This is a genomic window from Micromonospora lupini, from assembly GCF_026342015.1.
In the GTDB taxonomy this organism is placed as follows: Bacteria; Actinomycetota; Actinomycetes; order Mycobacteriales; family Micromonosporaceae; genus Micromonospora; species Micromonospora lupini_B.
Window position 1 is genome coordinate 883,060 of the sequence record NZ_JAPENL010000002.1, and the last position, 17,929, is coordinate 900,988.

The 17,929-nt window shown below is 73.3% G+C and carries 16 protein-coding genes; 10 read left to right on the forward strand and 6 right to left on the reverse strand.

Annotated features, from left to right (window positions below; genetic code table 11):
• Positions 1-172: 172 nt before the first annotated feature.
• Entirely contained in the window at positions 173-622 is a 450-nt protein-coding gene (locus tag OOJ91_RS19000) for a DoxX family protein (RefSeq protein WP_266246710.1), read from the reverse strand.
• Between the two features lie 695 nt (positions 623-1,317).
• Here OOJ91_RS19000 and OOJ91_RS19005 point away from each other — a divergent pair.
• The gene (locus tag OOJ91_RS19005) at positions 1,318-1,956 is read left to right on the forward strand and encodes a DUF4232 domain-containing protein (RefSeq protein WP_266246711.1); all 639 of its coding nucleotides are present in this window, start codon (positions 1,318-1,320) and stop codon (positions 1,954-1,956) included.
• Here the strand turns inward: OOJ91_RS19005 and OOJ91_RS19010 are convergent.
• Together OOJ91_RS19010 and OOJ91_RS19015 are read right to left on the reverse strand one after the other, a co-directional pair.
• Positions 1,946-2,842, reverse strand: coding sequence for an ABC transporter permease (locus OOJ91_RS19010; protein WP_266246712.1), 897 nt, complete (start codon positions 2,840-2,842; stop codon positions 1,946-1,948). The genes OOJ91_RS19005 and OOJ91_RS19010 overlap by 11 nt on opposite strands.
• Positions 2,842-5,706, reverse strand: coding sequence for an alpha/beta fold hydrolase (locus tag OOJ91_RS19015; protein ID WP_266246713.1), 2,865 nt, complete (start codon positions 5,704-5,706; stop codon positions 2,842-2,844). Before OOJ91_RS19015 ends, OOJ91_RS19010 begins: the two co-directional genes overlap by 1 nt.
• A 375-nt stretch (positions 5,707-6,081) precedes the next feature.
• On the opposite strand from OOJ91_RS19015, the gene OOJ91_RS19020 reads away from it, so the two are divergent.
• The 8 genes from OOJ91_RS19020 to OOJ91_RS19055 all read left to right on the forward strand — a co-directional run bounded on the left by OOJ91_RS19020 (position 6,082) and on the right by OOJ91_RS19055 (position 15,433).
• Complete coding sequence (locus OOJ91_RS19020; RefSeq protein WP_266246714.1) at positions 6,082-7,266, forward strand: hypothetical protein; 1,185 nt, start codon at positions 6,082-6,084, stop codon at positions 7,264-7,266.
• On the forward strand, positions 7,253-9,931 hold the full coding sequence (locus OOJ91_RS19025; RefSeq protein ID WP_266246715.1) for a nitrate- and nitrite sensing domain-containing protein: 2,679 nt from the start codon (positions 7,253-7,255) through the stop codon (positions 9,929-9,931). The genes OOJ91_RS19020 and OOJ91_RS19025 overlap by 14 nt, the downstream gene beginning before the upstream one ends.
• A complete protein-coding gene (locus OOJ91_RS19030; RefSeq protein ID WP_266246716.1) occupies positions 9,928-10,404 on the forward strand; it encodes a roadblock/LC7 domain-containing protein in 477 nt (158 codons plus the stop codon). Before OOJ91_RS19025 ends, OOJ91_RS19030 begins: the two co-directional genes overlap by 4 nt.
• Entirely contained in the window at positions 10,401-10,880 is a 480-nt protein-coding gene (locus tag OOJ91_RS19035) for a DUF742 domain-containing protein (protein WP_266246717.1), read from the forward strand. Before OOJ91_RS19030 ends, OOJ91_RS19035 begins: the two co-directional genes overlap by 4 nt.
• Positions 10,858-11,610: a GTP-binding protein gene (locus OOJ91_RS19040; RefSeq protein ID WP_266246719.1), complete on the forward strand. Its 753-nt coding sequence runs from the start codon at positions 10,858-10,860 to the stop codon at positions 11,608-11,610. Before OOJ91_RS19035 ends, OOJ91_RS19040 begins: the two co-directional genes overlap by 23 nt.
• Before the next feature lie 37 nt (positions 11,611-11,647).
• Positions 11,648-12,157 carry a hypothetical protein gene (locus OOJ91_RS19045; protein WP_266246721.1) on the forward strand — a complete coding sequence of 170 codons (510 nt, stop codon included), beginning with the start codon at positions 11,648-11,650 and terminating at the stop codon, positions 12,155-12,157.
• Between the two features lie 36 nt (positions 12,158-12,193).
• Entirely contained in the window at positions 12,194-14,407 is a 2,214-nt protein-coding gene (locus OOJ91_RS19050) for an AAA family ATPase (protein ID WP_266246722.1), read from the forward strand.
• Between the two features lie 84 nt (positions 14,408-14,491).
• Entirely contained in the window at positions 14,492-15,433 is a 942-nt protein-coding gene (locus OOJ91_RS19055) for an SMP-30/gluconolactonase/LRE family protein (RefSeq protein WP_266246723.1), read from the forward strand.
• 75 nt (positions 15,434-15,508) lie between these two features.
• Here the strand turns inward: OOJ91_RS19055 and OOJ91_RS19060 are convergent, their stop codons facing one another.
• Positions 15,509-16,018 carry a GNAT family N-acetyltransferase gene (locus OOJ91_RS19060; RefSeq protein WP_266246724.1) on the reverse strand — a complete coding sequence of 170 codons (510 nt, stop codon included), beginning with the start codon at positions 16,016-16,018 and terminating at the stop codon, positions 15,509-15,511.
• 117 nt (positions 16,019-16,135) lie between these two features.
• Positions 16,136-16,972, reverse strand: a complete 837-nt coding sequence (locus tag OOJ91_RS19065) for a hypothetical protein (protein WP_266246726.1) — start codon at positions 16,970-16,972, stop codon at positions 16,136-16,138.
• Positions 16,973-17,224: 252 nt separating this feature from the next.
• Between OOJ91_RS19065 and OOJ91_RS19070 the strand changes: the two genes are divergently transcribed.
• The gene (locus OOJ91_RS19070) at positions 17,225-17,440 is read left to right on the forward strand and encodes a hypothetical protein (RefSeq protein WP_266246729.1); all 216 of its coding nucleotides are present in this window, start codon (positions 17,225-17,227) and stop codon (positions 17,438-17,440) included.
• Between the two features lie 12 nt (positions 17,441-17,452).
• On the opposite strand, the gene OOJ91_RS19075 is transcribed toward OOJ91_RS19070, so the two are convergent.
• Positions 17,453-17,878 (reverse strand): DUF3263 domain-containing protein, encoded by a 426-nt coding sequence (locus OOJ91_RS19075; protein ID WP_266246731.1) that lies wholly within the window; start codon positions 17,876-17,878, stop codon positions 17,453-17,455.
• Positions 17,879-17,929 lie beyond the last annotated feature (51 nt).

The window sequence follows — 17,929 nt, forward strand, 5'->3', positions numbered from 1 at the left end:
GTTTACCCGCGGCCCCGGAGGCGCGGGCGCTGAGCAGCGTCCCGGCGGGTGCGACCCTGCCGGGCGGACGCTGTCGAGCTGATTCGGTCCACGGCATCAGCGGAGGCCGCCACGCGAGCGCGCCGCCGGAGCCGCCTCGTCGAGGCTCCGGCGGCGCGCGGTACGGGTGCGATCAGGCGGAAACGGGTGCGGGGTCGGCCACCGACGCCTGTGGAGCGTCGGCGCGACGCCGGGCGAACAGCGCGTCGAGCGCCCAGGGACCCGAGCCGAGTGCCGCGACCAGCAGGAACGACCAGCAGAAGAGCGCCGACAGCTCACCGCCGTTGTGCAGCGGGAGCAGGTCTTCGGGCTGGTGGACCACGAAATAGGCGTACGCCATCGAGCCGGAGGCGAGGAGCGCGGCGGGCCGGGTGAGGAGCCCGGCCAGGACCAGCGCGCCGCAGACCAGTTGGATCAGCGCGGCCCACCAGCCCGGCCAGGAGCCGAACGGTATGGCCGCACCGGTCGTCGGGTTGCCGCCGAACAACCCGAAGACCGAGGACAGGCCGTGCAACATGAACAGCAGGCCGGTCACGATGCGGAACAGGGACAGGGTCGGCCCGCCGAGCCGAGAGACGTTCATGGAGACCTCCATCGAAGGGGATAGATGCCTTCAATGGTGGGGCACGAATGTATCCAGGATAATAAATTCCTTGCTAGTGGGAAAATCCCCGACCGAAACATTTCGGCACCGGCGCTGGACGGCCCCGGTCCGCGACCTGATCGCTACGCCACCTCGCTCGCCGAGATGGCGTTGTTCTTGATCGACCGAAGGATCGAGACCATGCGGTCGGCGTCGATACGCTGCGAGAGCGCCGCAGTGGCCGCCGACTGCGCAATCCGACAAGTAGCCGGTCCGTCAGTGTGGGCAGCGTTGCCACAGAGATCGAGCAGGTCATCGCCTCGACAGAGGGAACCCGAAGCCCGGCAGTCCTGCAACAGGTCGGCGGCCAACTGACCGGCGCACGTCGGTCGGCCCAGGAGGCGTGCAAGCTACTGCGCCTATCGAAGGACACCCTGCGGGGCGATCTGCGTTCGATCTGATCTATGCCTTCTCGGGCTCTTCGGCGACATAGGTGCCCTTGCCCTGGTGGCCCTCGACCAGGCCGCGCTCGCGGAGAATCCGCAGCGCGATGATCCACGCTGTATCGCCGATGTTGGGCTGTCCAACTTACGGGATGCCGCGATATCGGCGAAACGGAGTGGATCACCGACCGGCGGTGCGTGAGCAGGGGCGCCGGGCTGCGGCGGGATGCCCGCATCGGCGAGGATCGGCGGATGATCACACAGACGACAGCACGGCGACGGGCCAGCGCGGCCAGCGCGGCGGTCGCGGCGGTCGCGGCGGTTCTCCTGCTCGCCGCCTGCACGATCGACGAGCATCGCTACCAGGGCGGGGATCCCACGGGACCGCCGCCGCCCCCACGCGTGCACCCGACCGCGACCCCGGCCGCGACCCCTTCGGCGAGCGCCGACCCGCTGGCCGACTGCCCGGCCTCGGGCGTGCGGATCCGGTCCACGGGAGGGGACGCGGCGATGGGTCTGCGCGCGCTCGGCGTGGAGCTGATCAACTGCGGTGAGCGCCCCTACCGGCTCAACGGCTACCCGGTGCTGTGGGTCCTGGACGAGCAGCGCAAGCCGATCATCCTGAGCGTGGTCAACGGCGCAAAGGAGATCACGTCGGGCTTCGACGAGCCGCCGCGGCCGGTCACGCTGCAGAGGGGCGAGCGGGCCGTCGCCACAGTCCTCTGGCGCAACCTGGTCACCGATTCCGAAGTGGTGGCCACCGCCGGGACGTACCTGACTGTCGCGCCGTCCGCCGGCCAGCCGGCCGAGGAGGTCGACCCGGACGGGCCGGTCGACGTGGGCAACACCGGCCAGATCGGCGTCAGCGCCTGGAAGAAAGCTACGACGTGATGTCCTTGCGGGTGAAGCGCCAGAAGGCCAACCCCCAGAACAGCGTCGCGTAGCTGATCGCCGAGATGCAGCCGCGGACCACGTCGTCGGTCTGCACCGGGGTCGACAGCAGCCCCAGCCAGGCGGTGCTGAAGTGGGTGGGCAGGAAGTCGCGCAGCGCCCCCAGCGCGGTGATCTGGTCCAGGATGCTGGACAGGATCCACAGCAGAACCGCCCCGCCGACCGCGCCCAGCGCGGCGTCCGTCGTCACCGACAGCAGGAACGCCAGGCCGGCCACCACCAGGAGTACGACCGCCAGGTAGCCGAGCACGGCCAGCAGCCGCAGCAGCCCCTCGGTCGGCTCCAGTTCGGCGGCGACCGTGCTGCGCAGCGGCGACCAGCCGTAGCGCAGGGTGCCGGCGAGCAGGGCGGTGACGGCCAGCAGCAGCAGGGCCAGCCCCGAGTACGCGAGCGCGACCACAAGCTTCACCGTCAGCAGACGGGCCCGGGGCACCGGAACGGCCAGCAGGTAGCGCAGGCTGCCCCAGCTCGCCTCGCTGGCCACCGTGTCGCCGCAGAACAGCGCGACGACCACGACCAGCAGGAACGACGCCGACACGAAGATGGAGAAGAGGGTGAAGTTGAGCCCTCCGGAGGTGGCCAGGTCGACAAGACTGGCGAACTCGTTGTTGCCGTTGTCGTCGTGGCCCCCGGAGTTGAACTGGAAGGCGATCAGGATGATCAGCGGCAGCAGCACCATGAACCCGAGCGCCAGCTGGGTCCGGCGCCGGGACGCCTGCCTGCGGAACTCCGCCGCGAAGGGCATGGTGGCCGAGGGCCGGTAGCCCCGGGCCGCACCGGCCGGGTCGGTGACGCCCACGGGCGCCTCGACGGACGATCCAGCCATCACCTGTCACCGCTTCCCCGTGAGTTGTCGCCCACCAGGGCGAGGAACGCGTCCTCCAGGCGCCGCCGGGGCACCACCCGGTCCACCCCGATGCCGGCGCGCACCAGCTCGGCCACCACCTCGCTGCGGGCCGTGCCGTTGGTGTCGACCACCAGCTGCCCGTCGCTCTCCGGTAGCACCCGTACGCCGTGCAGCCGATCCAGCACCGCCCGCGCCGCCACCGGGTCGGTGACGTCGAACAGGACGCTCGGCGACTCGCCCACGATCTCCTGCACCGGCCCGGACGCGACGATCCGGCCCTTGTTCACCACGACGGCGTGCGTGCAGGTCTGCTCGACCTCGGCCAGCAGGTGGCTGGAGACCAGCACCGCCCGACCGTCGGTGGCGTAGCGCTGGAGGACGCGGCGCATCTCGGCGATCTGCGGCGGGTCGAGCCCGTCGGTCGGCTCGTCCAGCACCAGCAGCTCGGGAAGACCGAGCATGGCCTGGGCGATGGCGAGCCGTTGACGCATGCCGTGGCTGTAGTTCTTGATCTTCCGGTGCACCGAGTCGCCAAGCCCGGCGATCTCCAGGGCCGCGTCGAAGTGCGCGTCCTCCCAGGGCCGTCCGGTGGCCCGCCAGTACGCCTTCAGGTTCTCCAGACCCGACAGGTGCGGCAGGAACCCGGGCCCCTCCACCAGCGCCCCGATCCGGGACAGCACCGGCGAGCCGGGTACCAGCCGACGGCCGAACACGTAGATCTCCCCGGCGGTCGGCTGGGTCAGCCCCATCAGCACCCGCAGGGTGGTGGTCTTGCCGGCGCCGTTCGGCCCGAGCAGACCCACCACCTGACCCGGGTGCACCTCGAAGTCCACGTTCGACACGGCGACGAAGCCGTCCGCGTACTCCTTGCGCAGCGCGCGCACGGCCAGCGGGGTGTCCGCGTACTCCGGATGCACGGAGCGGTCCTGGCGTCGGTGCCGGCGGCGGACCACGGCGACGACCACGACGAGCCCGATCACGATGGCGGCGAGCAGGCCGGCGAGCACCCAGCGCCAGAGCGTCGCCGCGGTGGGGATCGGCTCGCCGTCGACAGTGGGCAGGCTGACCGCGCCGTCCGCGGCCACCGTGTAGACGGTGGGCTCGGCGGGCGTGGTGTACGCCTGGTCGGAGGTGGCGACCACCAGTCGCAGCCGGTGCCCGGCCTCGACGCGGCGGACGATCCCGGGCAGCGTGACGGTGACCGGGCGGGCGTCCTGGACCTGTTTCGGCAGGCCGGTGAGCCGAACGGGGGCGACCAGTCCGTTCGGCAGGGTCGCCGTGCCGTCGGGGTCGACGTCGTAGAGCTTGACGAAGAGCACGGCCTCCCCGGTCGGCGAGGCGGCCCGCACGGTCACAGTTGGTGCTCCCGCCACGTCGACGGCCTCGGTCAGCGGCGCCGACTCGAAGCGCGCGTGCTGGCCGGGCACGTCGCCGGCCACCCCGTCGAGCAGCGAGGCGAGGCCACCGGCGAACGGGATCGAGGAGATGGCGGCCGGGTTGCCGTTCGGCGGGTTGGCGATCGGCTGCGCCGGGCCGGCGACCGCGACGTCGCGGCGGGCGTTGCCGGCCAGGCCCGGATAGTCGACGCGGCGGAATCCGGTGGCGACCAGACCCCTGTCGAGCGCGTCGAAGCCGGCGATCCGCGACCAGGTGAAGTCGTCGCCCGGCGCGTCGCCCTCGCCCTTGACGTAGTGGTCGAGCCACTGGACGGTCAGGAACTTCACCCGGTCCTCGTCCGAGCGGGGTCCACTGCCGCCGTCGTGCCCACCGGTGAACCAGGCGACGCGTACGGGGGTGCCGGCGACGGCGATGCCCTTCGCGTTCGCGTCCGCCTCGCCGAGCGGAAAGAGAGTGTCCGCCTCGCCCTGTACCAGCAGGGTGGGGGCCTTGATCCGGTCCAGCACACCGGCCGGGCTGGAGCGGCGCAGCAGGTCCACGGCCGCCTGGTCGGCGCGGCCGGCGGTGGCGATCCGCAGGTACGCGGCGCACACGTCGGCGGCGAACCGGCCGCAGGACGGGTCGGCGGCACCGGCCGGGGCCCCTCCGGGAGCGGTGCCCGGGCCCTCGCCAGGCCCCGGGCTCGGCGGGCCGGCCGACGCCGGCGCCCCCTGCGGCTGGGCGGCGGTCGCTCCGGAGAGCCCGGCCGGACCGGAGCCCACGTTGCCGCCCCCACCGAAGAAGAGACCCGCCCAGCCCTTCTTGAAAACGCCCTCGGTCGGCGCCCCGCCGGTGCTCTCCGGGAGGAACGCCCGGGACAGGTCGTTCCAAGTGATCATGGGGACGATCGCGTCCACCCGACGGTCCTGGGCGGCAAGCAACAGCGCCAGACCGCCGCCGTACGAGCCGCCGACCACGCCGACCTTCGGGTCGCCCGGGGCGTCGGTGCGCACCTCGGGCCGGGCGGCCAGCCAGTCCAGCAGCCGCTGGGCGTCGCGCACCTCGTAGTCCGGGTTGTCCAGGTGGATCTCGCCGCCGCTACGGCCGAAACCCCGCGCGGTCCAGGTGAGCACCGCGTAGCCGCGCCCCGCGAACTCCTCCGCGTCGGAGCGCACCGACTCCTTGGTCCCGCCGAACCCGTGCGCCAGCAGCACCGCCGGGACCTTCCTGCCGGACGACGCGTCGTCCGGCAGGTAGAGGGTGGTGTCCAGGTCGACGGGCTGGTCACCGGACGGTCCGGAGCGGACCGTGAGCATCGCGCTCTGGGTGCGTACGCCCGATCCCTGCGGCCACACCGCCCAGGTGACGGCGACCGCCAGCAGCACGACGACCGCCGCTGCGGCTATCGCGCGGCGGCGGGTGGGCAGGGCACGCCGGAACCACGCGGCCGGCGACGGCGATCTCATGCGGCACACGGTACGGCTCGCAGCCTGAGCATTGGCTGAGATCCGCCGTACGTCCGTCCGGTTGCCCCGATCGGTGCGCGGGCTCGGTGCGACCGCGCATCGTCCGGCGCGGCCCAGCGAGTTGAGTTCGGATCCCGTGAATTCCGATCTTCCGCGGATATCCCCCTCGATCCCTTCATGTCACACCCACGGATGGGACGCAGCGTGGCCACAACCCCGACGAACGGTGACATCGCTCGAACTGACGCAAACCTGACTCACCGGCAACCGGTCCGCCCGTGCGGGGTTCGGTTAGTTTTCCGGTCCGGTGGACGGGACCTGTCGGCGAGCCCGACACCGCGCCGATCCCCCGCCCGACGCCGGAGGAGACACACCATGACAGTCCCCGCGCCGCGGGCCCGTCGACGGACGTCCATGCTGGGCCGGTCGTTGCCGGTGCTGCTCATCGTCGCGCTGCTGGCGCCGGTGGGGCTGCTCTTCGCATCCACCTGGCGGCAGACCGGCGACGACCGGCGCCTGGCCGACTCGGAACGGCTCGGCGTGCAGTACCTGCGCGCCCTGGCCCCGGTCACCGAGGCGCTTGTGGAGGCCCAGTCCGCGGCCGTCGCCGGACGTCCCGTCCCCGGTGAGCCGCTGAGCCGCGCGGTCGAGCAGGCCGCCGCCGTGGACGCCCGCATCGGCGGGCAACTGCGCAGCCAGGAGCGGTGGGCCGGGCTACGGGCCAAGGTGGAGGCGCTGCGCAGCCGCAGCCCCGCCGATCCCGAGGCCGCCTACACCGCGTACGGCGAGGTCACCGACCTGCTGCTCGCCCTGCACCGCAAGGTCCGGGAGAGCTCGGGACTGGGCCGCGACCCGGGCGCCGACTCGTTCTTCCTCCAGGACAGCGCCGGCCAGAAGCTGCCCGAGGCGGTGGTGGCCGCAGGTCGGCTCGCCGACCTCGGCGCGCTCGCCACCGGACGACCGGCCGCCCAACGGCTCCGCGGCCTCATGGAGCTGACCGGTCTGCGGGTGTCCGCCCTGTCGCCGGCGGGCGACGTGGTCGACAACCTGCGCTCCGCCGTGGACAGCTCGGAGAGCACCGACCTGGGCGCAAACGTGCTGACCCCGCTGGACGCCTATCAGCGGTCGGTGGAGGCGCTGGCCCTGTACTCGACCCCGAGCGCCGCCGGCACCATCGACCAGGGCCAACTGACCGCCGCCGCACTCAACTCGCGCAACGCCGCACGGCAGCTCCAGCCGGTCATCCTCGGCGAACTGGACGCCCTGCTCACCGAGCGGGCCGACGGGCTGGCCCGGGACCGCTGGCTGGCCGGCGGGGCGGGCGTGGCTGCTGCCCTGATGCTGGCCTGGCTCGCCGGGATGCTGATCGCCGCCGGTCGACGCGCACGTCGGCGGGCCACCACCCCCGACGCCGGCAGCCCCGCCACCCCGCCGCCCGTCGACCCCTGGCAACCGCCCGCCCCGACCGGTCAACCGGCCGACCCGCGACCGCTGCAACCGGTCGGCGCGGCACATGAGCCGATCCTCGCGCAGTGGGGGCCGTTCGATGCTTCTCGGTAGGCTACGGATCCGTGGAAAGCTCGCGTTGCTCGTGGTGATCCCCCTGCTCAGCATGGTCGGCCTCGCGGTGCCCGTGGTGCTGGAACGGGTGGCCGCCGCGCAACGCGCCGCCGACATCACCGAGCAGGTACGGCTCGCCAGCCGGGTCGGCAGCCTCGTCCAGGACCTGCAACAGGAACGAATCCTGTCGGTCGGCTTCCTCCTCGGCCGGGTCGAACGCTCCGAACTGGTTCGCAAGGCCGCCGACGTGGACGACCGGGTGGCCGACCTGCGGGCCGACGGCGGCGACGCGCTTACCGAGCGGGTCGACCACGCGCTCAACGGGGTGTCCAGCCTCATCGACCTGCGGACGGCCGTGCTGGCCGGCGCCGCGAATCCCGGTCAGGTGATGGACGCGTTCGGCCCGGTCAACAGGGGGTTGATCGAGTCGCTGCGGCTGGTTTACAGCGTGGACACCGAGACGTTGCCGGGCCGTCAGGTGCTCGCCCTGGACGGGCTGCTGCGCGCCGACGAGGGGCTGGGCGCGTGCGCCACCCTGAGCATCCTGGTCAAGGCGATCGGCAGCCCGGACACCACCGCCGGGTACGTGGCGTGCATCGCCGCCCTCCAGGTCGACAACCTGCGCTTCCGTACCCTCATCACGCCCGAGCAGCTCAAGGTGGCCCAGCTCAACGACGCCGCGGTGGCCGCGCGTACCAGCCCCGACTTCCTGATCACCAGCGCCCGCGACCCGGCCGGAGCGGTCCGCGACGTGCCGATGGACGCGCTCTTCCCGGCCGTCCGCACGATGATCCGGCTCGGTCAGTTCGTCGAGAAGAAGCTCGTCGCCGACGTTCTCGCCGAGGTGAAGGCCGACCAGCGGCGGGCGCTTACCGCCGCGTACCTGGTGGGTGCCGCGGCGGCGCTGATCCTGGCGCTTGTGGTGCTGCTCAGCGCGGCTGTCGCGCGGACTGTGGCTCGACCGCTGAGCCAGCTCACCCGCTCCGCGGACCGGGTCGCCCGGGTCGCCGAGGCGGAGCTGGTGCGGGTCACCGACGACGAGACGGAGCACGTCCAGTCGGTTCGGTTGGAGCCGGTGGTCATCCGGTCCAGCGACGAGATCGGTGACCTGGCCCGGGCCTTCGACCGGGTGCAGAACACCGCGGCCCAGCTTGTCGAGCGGCAGGTGGCCGGCCGCCGCAACGTGGCGCAGATGTTCGGCCACGTCGGGCGGCGTACGCAGAATCTGGTGAGCCGGCAGCTCGCGCTCATCGACCGGCTGGAGCAGCAGGAGGCCGACGCGGGTCGCCTGGAGCACCTGTACCGGCTCGACCACATCTCCAGCCGGCTGCGGCGTAACGCCGGCAGCCTGGTGGTGCTCTCCGGCTCGGCCGGCGCCGACGCGCACACCGCGCCGGTGCCGCTGGCCGACGTGGTCCGGCTGGCGCTCGGCGAGATCGAGGACTACACACGCGTCGAGGTGCAGGTGCCGGCGGGCATCGCCGCAGCTCCGGCGGTGGTCGGTGACCTCGTCCTGGCGCTGGCCGAGCTGATGGAGAACGCGACTGTCTTCTCCCCGCCGCACACCCGGGTGCTGGTGGCCGGCGAGACCTCCGGGCGGGGCGCCCGGATCACTGTGGTGGACAACGGCATCGGCATGAGCGAGCAGCGACTTGCCGAGGAGAACGCACGACTCACCAGGCGGGAACGTCTCGACCTGGCGCCGACCGAGGTGCTCGGTCTCTTCGTGGTGGGCCGGCTGGCCCGCCGCCACGGCTGGGAGGTGAGCCTGGCCGCCACCGTCGGCGGCGGGGTGACCGCGCAGGTGGAGATCCCGCAGACGTCGCTTGTGGTGCGTCGCGCCGACCGGGCCGGGGTGACTGTCGCCCGAGCCGCCGTACCGGACCGGGGCCGACGACCGGCTCTCGACTCCGCCCGCGAGGCCCGCTCCTCCCGTACCGCCGTGGCGGCGCCGGCCGGGTTCGACACGGACCTGCTCAGCCGGGCCACCCGCAGCCTGGAGTCGGGGCAGTCCTGGGACGCGTTCGGCGCCCGGGAACCTGTCGACACCGACGTACCCGCCGCTGCGGCACAGGGTTCAGCCGCCGCCGTGGACAGCCCCGCAACCGCGACCCCGACGACCGCAACCCCGACGACGGCGGGTACGGGCGCGGCCTCCGGTCCCCGGGTGCGTCAGCGGGTGCCCGGTGCCAGCCTCCCCGCCACCGCCGCGCCGGCCCGACCGGTCGACGCCACAGGCGCGGACCCGGACGCGGCCCGCGCACTTGTCGAGGCGTTCCAGTCCGGAGTACGCCGGGCCGAGCTGAGCGTCCCGCCGGCCGGCCGCCCCGGCGGGCAGTGGTCGATGCGGACGGCCACCGATCCGGTCACCGGCGCCGGCCCCACGGTGGCGGACCCGGGGGCTACCGTCGACCTGCCCGCCACGCCGGGCGGTCTCGGCCCCAGGATGGCGGACTCCGCCGGAGTCACCAGGGGCCGTCCCCGGCTGAGCCGCCGGGTGCCCGGCGCCAACCTCACGGTCTCCCCACCCTGCCAGCCGCCCAGCCAACACCTCGGGGACCCGGCCGAGGTACGCGACCTCATCACCGAGTTCGAGGCGGGCGTCGCCCGTGCTCTCCGGGAAGTCAGCCCAGACCGTCAGAACGAAGAAGGATCATCACGGTGACCAGCCCCTTCCTGCACGACAACGTCGACCACCAGAGCCAGCCCGGCGCCGTCGGGGACCTCAGTCCCGAGGCGCGCACGTTCAACTGGCTGCTGGACTCCTTCACCTCCAGCACGGCCGGGGTGCTGGAGGCGATCGCGGTCTCCTCGGACGGGCTGCTGATGGCCATGTCGTCGATCAAGGACCGCTCCAACGCGGAGCGGCTGGCCGCCGTGGTCTCCGGCATGACCAGCCTCGCCGGCGGCGCGGCCAGCTGGTACGCGCTCGGCGGCCTGAACCGTGTGATCGTCGACATGGCGGACGGCTACCTGCTGATCAGCGCGATCAGCAGTGGTTCCGTGCTCGGCGTCGTCGCCGACCGGTCGGCGAACCTGGGCACCGTCGCGTACGAGATGACGCTCTTCGCCGGTCGGGCCGGCGGTGCGCTGACCCCGCGACTGATCGTCGAACTGAAGAACGCCGTCCAGCAATGACCCCCGACGTCGCCGACGAGGACCCGGACCCGGAGCCCGGGACCCGGATCCGCCCCTACCTGCGCACGCCGCACCCGGGTGGGGGCGGCCCGCCGGCGGCACCGGAGCCCGAGCAGGGCGGCGGCGGCCCGACAGGTCCGCGGCCGTTCGTGCTCACCTCCGGGCGAGTGGCCGGCGCGGATCCGGCGATCGGGCTGGAGACGCAGGTGACCCTGCGCCCGGACGGCGGCCGCTGGACCGAACCACCTGTCGGCCTGCTGGCGCCGGAGCTCCAGGCGATCATCGCGCTCTGCGCCGAGCCGATCTCGGTGGCCGAACTCTCCGCCCGGACCCGGCTCCAGTTCGGCGTGACCCGGGTCCTGGTCGGCGACCTGCGGGCCGCCGGGCACCTGGACGTGCACGTCACCGACGCCAACGACGCCTTCGACCCCGACCTCATCCTGCGAGTGATTGATGGACTTCGTGCGATCTCCTGAATGGCCGGTCGTCCCGATCGGAGGACTCGCCGGCAACAGCGCCACCGCCCGCTACAGCACGGCCCCGGGGACTCCCGGAGCGGTCGGGCGTGCCACGCCGCCGCCCGCCGGGCCGCCACCGCCGTACCGGCCACCGGCCGACGCCGGCCCGACCAACCGGCCACCCGCGGCGCCACCCGTGCCGGTCAAGATCCTCGTCGCCGGCGGGTTCGGAGTGGGCAAGACCACCACGGTCGGGGCGATCTCCGAGATCGCGCCGCTGACCACCGAGGCCGAGATGACAAGCGCCGGAATCGGCGTGGACGACCCGGGCGTACGGTCGACCAAGACCACCACGACTGTGGCGATGGATTTTGGTTGCGTGACCATCGACCGCAGCCTGAAGCTCTACCTGTTCGGCACCCCTGGTCAGGCACGCTTCGGTTTCATGTGGGACGACCTGGCCCGGGGCGCGCTCGGCGCGCTGGTGGTGGTCGACAGCGCCCGGCTGGACGACTGTTTCCCGGCGATCGACTTCTTCGAGCGGGCCGGGTTGCCGTTCGTGGTCGGGGTCAACGCGTTCGACGGGCGACTGGCCCTGGAACTCGGCGAGATCCGGTGGGCGCTCGCCATCGGCGACCATGTGCCCCTGGTGCAGTTCGACGCCCGGGACCGGCTCTCGGTGCGGGACGCCCTGCTGGTCGTCCTGGACCGGGCGTTGGACCGGGCCACCCGGGACAGGAAGGCCTGAGCCGACCGGCTCCGGCCGTGGCGGGAAGGGGTGATCGGTGAGGGGCGACCTGGACGAGACGCTGGCCCGGCTGGCCCGGCGCGAGGAGGCGCTGCGCCGACGGGTCACCGATCGTGACGACACCGCGCCACTGCCGGGCCCGACCGCTGGGCAGGCCCCCGCCACGGGTGGGCGCAGTGCCGGGCCCGCCCGGCACGCGGAACGAGACGACCCCGGCGACGTCGTCGGGTGGGGTCCGGTCGAGGAGGTGGCCGAGGCGGTCCGCCAGGTCGTCGGCGCCCACAGGGGCCTGGCGGTGACCGTCCGCGTCGAGCACGACGGTCGGACGTACCCGCTGCGGGTCTCCTGGGACGGCCCGGACGTGACGGTCGGCCCGGAGCCGCCGGCGCCTCCTGTGCAACCCCCGCCGTCCTGGCCGCTGTCCGGTCGGACGGTGCCGGCGTGGGCGCCCGGCTCGGACGGGTTGAACCCGGACCCGGCGGCCCGCCTGGCGGAGCTGATCAGGCGGGACCCGTCGCTGCTTGACGAGTTGGATCCGCGGCGCTGATCGCCGCGACCGGCTGACTGCGGCTACGGTCGGGCGGTGGCCCAACCCGACCTGACCCTGACGGCGAGCCTGCGGCCCGCGGCGCTGGACGCCCGACGGGGCATCGTGCGGCTGCACCCGGAGGCGCTCACCGCGCTGGGGTTGCGGCCCGGTGACCCGGTACGGCTGGCGGGCCGCCGGGAGACCGCCGGAATCGTCGCGGCGGCCGGGAGCGGCGCGAGCAGCGCCCTGCTGTACGCCGATGACCTGACGCTTGGCAACCTGGGCCTTCGGGACGGCGCTTCGGTGCGGGTGTCGCCGCTGCCGCTGACCCCGGCGGGTCGGGTCACCCTGACCGGGCCGGTGGAGGTGGTGGCGGCGGTCAGCCCGGAGATGCTCCGGCTGGCCCTGCTCGGCAAGGTGGTGACGGCAGGCGACGACGTGTCGCTGCTGCCGCAGGACGTGCTGCCGGACGCCTCGACGCGCAGCCTCGTCGAGGCGGCCCGGCGCAGCCTCGCCACCACCGTCGGCTTCGCCTGGACGAGCACCCTGCTCACCGTGGTCGCCGTCGACAGGTCCGCCGGATCGCTTGTCACCATGGACACGGTTGTCGCCTGGGAGCACGGCGCGGCGACCCACGGCGAGCCCGTCCCCGCCCCACCGTCCGGGGCGACACCGGCGGCCGACGTGCCGGACGACGCACCCGACGCCCCGCCCGACGTGGACGAACTGCCCGGCCTGCGGGCCCAGGCCGAGGAGCTGACCGAGCTGTTCGATCTCGGCTTCCACCACCGGGAGGTGCTGGGCCGGCTCGGCACCACCATCTCGCTGGGTGTGCTGCTCTCCGGGCCGGCCGGTTCGGGGAAGTCCGCGCTGGTCCGGGCCGTCGCGGCCCGGGTGGGCGCCCGCGTCCACCCGCTGTGGGCGCCCGAGGTGGCCGCGCTCACCAACCAGGCCGCCGCCGACCGGCTGCGCGCCGCCGCGACGGCCGTCCGGGAGAGCGGACCGGCGGTGCTGCTGGTCACCGATGTGGAGGCTCTGGCCCCGGCGGACGAGCCCGGTCCGCTGGCCACCGTGTTCCGGCAGGTGCTCGCGGAGACCGTCCGGGCCGGCGTCGCCGTGGTCTGCACCACAGGTCGACCCGAGGCTGTCGACCCGGCGCTGCGCGCACCCGACCTGTTGTCGCTGCGGATCAGCGTCCCGCTGCCCGACCCGGCCCTGCGCCGTGAGCAGCTCACCGTACTGACCCGGCAGGTGCCGCTCGCCGACGACGTCCGGCTGGACGAGGTGGCCGGGCGTACCCCCGGGTTCGTCGCGGCGGACCTGGCCGCGCTGGTCCGGGAGGCCGGCGTACGGGCGGCGTTGCGGCAGAAGTCCGCGCGGACGCCAACGGTGTCGATGGCCGACTTCACGGCCGCCCTGGAGGTGGTCCGCCCGACGACGATGGCCGCGTCCACACTGGAATTGGCGTCGGTGACCCTGGACGACGTCGGCGGCCTGACCGAGGTCAAGCAGACTCTCACCGAGTCGGTGCTGTGGCCGCTGACCTACCCCGACACGTTCGCCCGCCTCGGCGTGCAGCCACCGCGCGGCGTGCTGCTCTACGGGCCACCCGGCTGCGGAAAGACGTACCTGGTCACCGCGCTCGCCGGCTCGGGTCGGGCGAACGTGCTCTCGGTGAAGGGCGCGGAACTGCTCTCCAAGTGGGTGGGCGAGAGCGAACGCGCGGTACGCGAGCTGTTCCGCCGGGCCCGGGAGGCCGCCCCGACGCTGATCTTCCTGGACGAGATGGACGCGTTGGCGCCGGTACGCGGGCAGGCCACTGACGGGGGCACCACGGACCGGGTGGTCGCCGCGCTGCTCACCGAGCTGGACGGGGTGGAGACGCTGCGCAACGTGGTGGTGGTCGGTGCCACCAACCGGCCGGACCTGGTCGACCCGGCGCTGCTGCGACCCGGCCGGTTGGGGCGACTGGTCTACGTGCCGCCGCCGGATGGGCCGGCCCGCGCGGAGATCCTGCGGGCGGCGTCCCGACACGTGCCGCTCGCGCCGGACGTCGACCTGGCCGCTCTCGGCGCGGAGCTGACCGGCTTCTCGGCTGCGGACTGCGCGGCGGTGGTCCGGGAGGCGGCGCTCGCGGCGATGCGGGAGTCCCTGGCCGCCGCCACCGTCACCGCCGCGCACGTGACGGCCGCCCGGGAGCGGGTCCGCCCGTCACTGGACCCGGCCCAGGTCGCCTGGCTCGCCGCGTACGCCGCCGGCCGGGACTGAGCACCGCACCCAACCTTTTGTCGTACCCGGAGCGTTACCAGAGCGGCACGTTCCTCAGTGGAGAGATCCACTCGACGACAGGCGGTGTTCCTCTTGCGCAGGCTGCTCACTCTTCTCGTCGTCCCCCTGGTGGCGGCGGCCACCCTCACCACTGCCGGTTCGGCGGCGACCGCGCACCCGACGCCGTCGTTTCCGTCCCGGATCGCCCTGCCCGACGGGTTCACCCCCGAGGGTCTGACGATCGGCCGGGGCACGACCGTCTACGTCGGGTCCGTCGGAAACGGCGCGGTCTGGCGGGGCGACGTCCGTACCGGGCGTGGCTCGGTGCTCATCCCCGGCGCACCGGGCCGGGAGAAGGCAGGCCTCAAGCTCGACCCGCGGGGCCGGCTGTGGACCGCCGACTTCTCCGCCGGGGCGGCAAGCGTTCACGACGGCGAGACCGGCGCCCAACTTGCCCACTACCAGTTCACCGACGAGCCGGGCAGCATCGTCAACGACCTCGTGATCACCGGACGCGCCGTCTACTTCACCGACTCGGCCCGTCCGGTGCTGTACGTCGTACCGCTGCTCCCGGGTGGTCGGCTGCCCGCCGCCGGCGCCGCGCGGGTCCTGCCGCTGCGCGGCCCGGCGGCGACGCCCGACGCGTTCAACAACGGGATCGTGGCCCTGCCCGACGGTGACCTGCTTGTCGCGCAGATGCTGACCGGCCAGCTGGTACGCGTCGACCCGCGCACCGGCGCGAGCAGTGTCTTCGACCTCGGCGGCTACTCGGTGGACCGGGCCGACGGGCTGGTGCTGCGGGGCCACACCCTCTACGTGATCCGCAACCTGACGAACGTCGTCGCGGTAGTCGGGCTGAACGCCGGCTACACCGCCGGGGTGGTGCGGCGGGAGATCACCAGCCCGGCCCTGCGGTCGCCTGCCACCGGCGACCTGCTCGGCACGGCGCTGTACGTGGTGAACGGCCGGTTCGACGTCGAGCCCGGCCCGGACGTCGACTACGACATCCTCCGGCTCCCGGCCTGATCGAGCGGTCGGCGGTGGCCCTGCCGGGTCACCGCCGACCGTCGAGGGGGTCAGTTCGTGGGGGAAGCCGGCAGTTCAGAGAGCGGGAGGCGTCGAATCCAGGCAGATTTCGGCGCGCACCTTTCCACAGTCCTCGTGCAGTTTCGCGCCGCATTTTTCCAGGACTGCAACAGCGCCGACATTGTCCGCCGTCGTCTCGGCGACCACGAGCCGCATGCCCGCCCGGGCGGCGACGTTGAGCAACTCCCGCAGGGCGGCCGCCCCCACTCCCTGCCCGCGTGCCGAGAGGCCGAGCCACATGCCTGTCTCCACCGTGCCGGGCTCGTCACAGCGCGTCATCCGGATCATGCCAACCACCTCGCCGCCGACGAGGATCGCGTACATCTGGGAGCCGGTCGGGCCGTCCAGGCCGCCGAAGCTCGCCCGGTGGAACTCACGGAACGCCTCCCGGCGGGCGAGCGACCAGCCGGCGGGAGCCTCCACCGGGGGCATCACCTCACCCGGCTCAGCCTCGGCAGCCGCTACGGAGAGCAATGGCTCCAGATTCCGATCGTCCACCGGCTCCAGCCGGACCGCACCCGCCACGTGCCGCAGTCTGCCGCCCTCATCGGCCGAAGTCCACCCCATTGGACATCCACTGGCGGTCCGGCTACCGGTACCGGCCGGTCGGGCGGCCGGGGTGTTCCTCCTCACGCTCCGTTGTCATCCGGCCGGGTCAAACTCGCAGAACACGACCGAGGCGTCGTCGGTGGGCTTGTGCCGACGCAGTCGGTCGGGATGATCGCGTTCGGCATCCCGGACCCGGCCGAGCAGCGCGGCCGGTCCATCGGCGCTCAGCAGGTCCAGCAGTCCCGCCCAGTCGGTCAACCCGAACTGCTCGACCGCGCTGGAGGCGCCGTCGCTGAGCAGCGCCGCCCGGCGCAGGGCCGCCGGTCCTCGCCGGGGCGCCGACCCGGTCACCGCGTGGAAGGCCGCGTCCGGGTCGGCCGCCGCCACCCAGTAGCCGTGGGTGCGGTTCATCCGCTCCCGTTGGACGCCCACAGCGTGCCGGAACCGCGCGACCGGGTCCGCCGTACCGGCCGGCACGGTGGCGACCGTCTGCCGCAGTTCGGCCATCGCCGTGTCCAGTCGGTCGTCGGTCACCACGCTGACCTGCCCGCCTACGTCGAGCACAAGCGGGCTGTCGCAGAGCACGAGGTAGTCCACCTGGTCGCCGCAGTCGCGCAGCAGGCAGACGGTGCTGGACGGGGTGCCCGGATGGTCGAGGTCGCACCGGCCGCCGTGATCGGCGCGAACGGCGAGGATGGCCGCGGCCAGGTTGCTGGTCAGGCGGGCCGCCGGACGGACCGCCTCGGCCACACCGAGCCGGGCGGCCAGGTGGCGGACGTACCACTCCGGTCCGTGGACGCAGCCGGTGTCGAAGCCGTCCGGCACCGTCGCGCCGTCCAGAACACCGACCAGCGGGCCGAACCGGAAGACCAGATCCTCGTTGACCGGCCGGCCCGGCGCCGGCGCCGACGCGGAGCAGACCCGCATCATCGCCGCGGCCCCGCCGGTTTGCTGCCCCTCATAGCGCGCTCCCTCCGTCGGCCCGTGCCGCACGACGGCTGCCGGGACGCCGACCTCGCGTACCCCCGGGTCCCTGCCGCAATCCTGCGCCGGCCGGGTATCGCGGCAACAGGCGTTCCTGCGGTGGTGACCGGCGGTAGCGTGACAGATGTCTGGCCTGGGCGGTGTCCCTTCGCAGGTGGGAGGGCGGGTCGGGGCCGCCGTCGGCGACAGGGGGATCGCGTGTTGAAGCGGTTGCACGAATCAGGGCTCAAGGCGGAGCACATGTACATGGCGGGCTTCGCCAGTATCGGTCTGTCGTTCGCCAGTTGGTTCCTCTCCAAGCACCTGGAGAAGGCCGGCGTGGCGCGCGCCGACCGGTGGGGCATCTTCATCGGCGAGTGGGCGCCGACGTTCTTCGCCATCGGCAACGGCCTACAGGCGTACGAGAAGAGGTAGCGCCGGCTGCGGTCAGCGGCGGCGGTTGCGGGCTCGCGAGGAGCGCAACCGGCGGAGCCGGCCGATCAGCACGGGGTCGGCGGCCAGCGCGGCCGGATTGTCCAGCAGCCCGTTGAGCAGTTGGTAGTAGCGGGTCGAGGAGACACCGAAGGTGTCCCGGACGGCCTGTTCCTTGGCGCCGGCGTGCCGCCACCACTGCTGCTCGAAGGCGAGGATGGCCCGTTCGCGCGTGGTCAGGCCGGCCGCCGGCGCGGCGGGCGTCTCGTCGGCGGGCGCGGCGTCGTCGTCAGGCCCGTCGTCGTCCGGCTCGCCGTCGGTGCTCTCGACGTGCGGCGCCGGTCGGGGGGTCGGGACGCTCGGCACGCCACCGCCGGCCAGCTCGCCCGGACGAGCGTCGGTGGACGGCTCGGGAGCGGTAGGGGTGGCGTCGGCGGGCATGGCGTCCAGCCTAGCCAGGGCGGACCACTGTCGCAGCAGCCGGCACGGCCG

Coding starts and splice junctions, on each gene's coding strand:
- OOJ91_RS19000 (WP_266246710.1), bottom strand. CDS start 622: ATGAACGTCTCTCGGCTCGGCGGGCCGACCCTGTCCCTGTTCCGCATC.
- OOJ91_RS19005 (WP_266246711.1), top strand. CDS start 1,318: ATGATCACACAGACGACAGCACGGCGACGGGCCAGCGCGGCCAGCGCG.
- OOJ91_RS19010 (WP_266246712.1), bottom strand. CDS start 2,842: ATGGCTGGATCGTCCGTCGAGGCGCCCGTGGGCGTCACCGACCCGGCC.
- OOJ91_RS19015 (WP_266246713.1), bottom strand. CDS start 5,706: ATGAGATCGCCGTCGCCGGCCGCGTGGTTCCGGCGTGCCCTGCCCACC.
- OOJ91_RS19020 (WP_266246714.1), top strand. CDS start 6,082: ATGACAGTCCCCGCGCCGCGGGCCCGTCGACGGACGTCCATGCTGGGC.
- OOJ91_RS19025 (WP_266246715.1), top strand. CDS start 7,253: ATGCTTCTCGGTAGGCTACGGATCCGTGGAAAGCTCGCGTTGCTCGTG.
- OOJ91_RS19035 (WP_266246717.1), top strand. CDS start 10,401: ATGACCCCCGACGTCGCCGACGAGGACCCGGACCCGGAGCCCGGGACC.
- OOJ91_RS19040 (WP_266246719.1), top strand. CDS start 10,858: ATGGACTTCGTGCGATCTCCTGAATGGCCGGTCGTCCCGATCGGAGGA.
- OOJ91_RS19065 (WP_266246726.1), bottom strand. CDS start 16,972: ATGATGCGGGTCTGCTCCGCGTCGGCGCCGGCGCCGGGCCGGCCGGTC.
- OOJ91_RS19075 (WP_266246731.1), bottom strand. CDS start 17,878: ATGCCCGCCGACGCCACCCCTACCGCTCCCGAGCCGTCCACCGACGCT.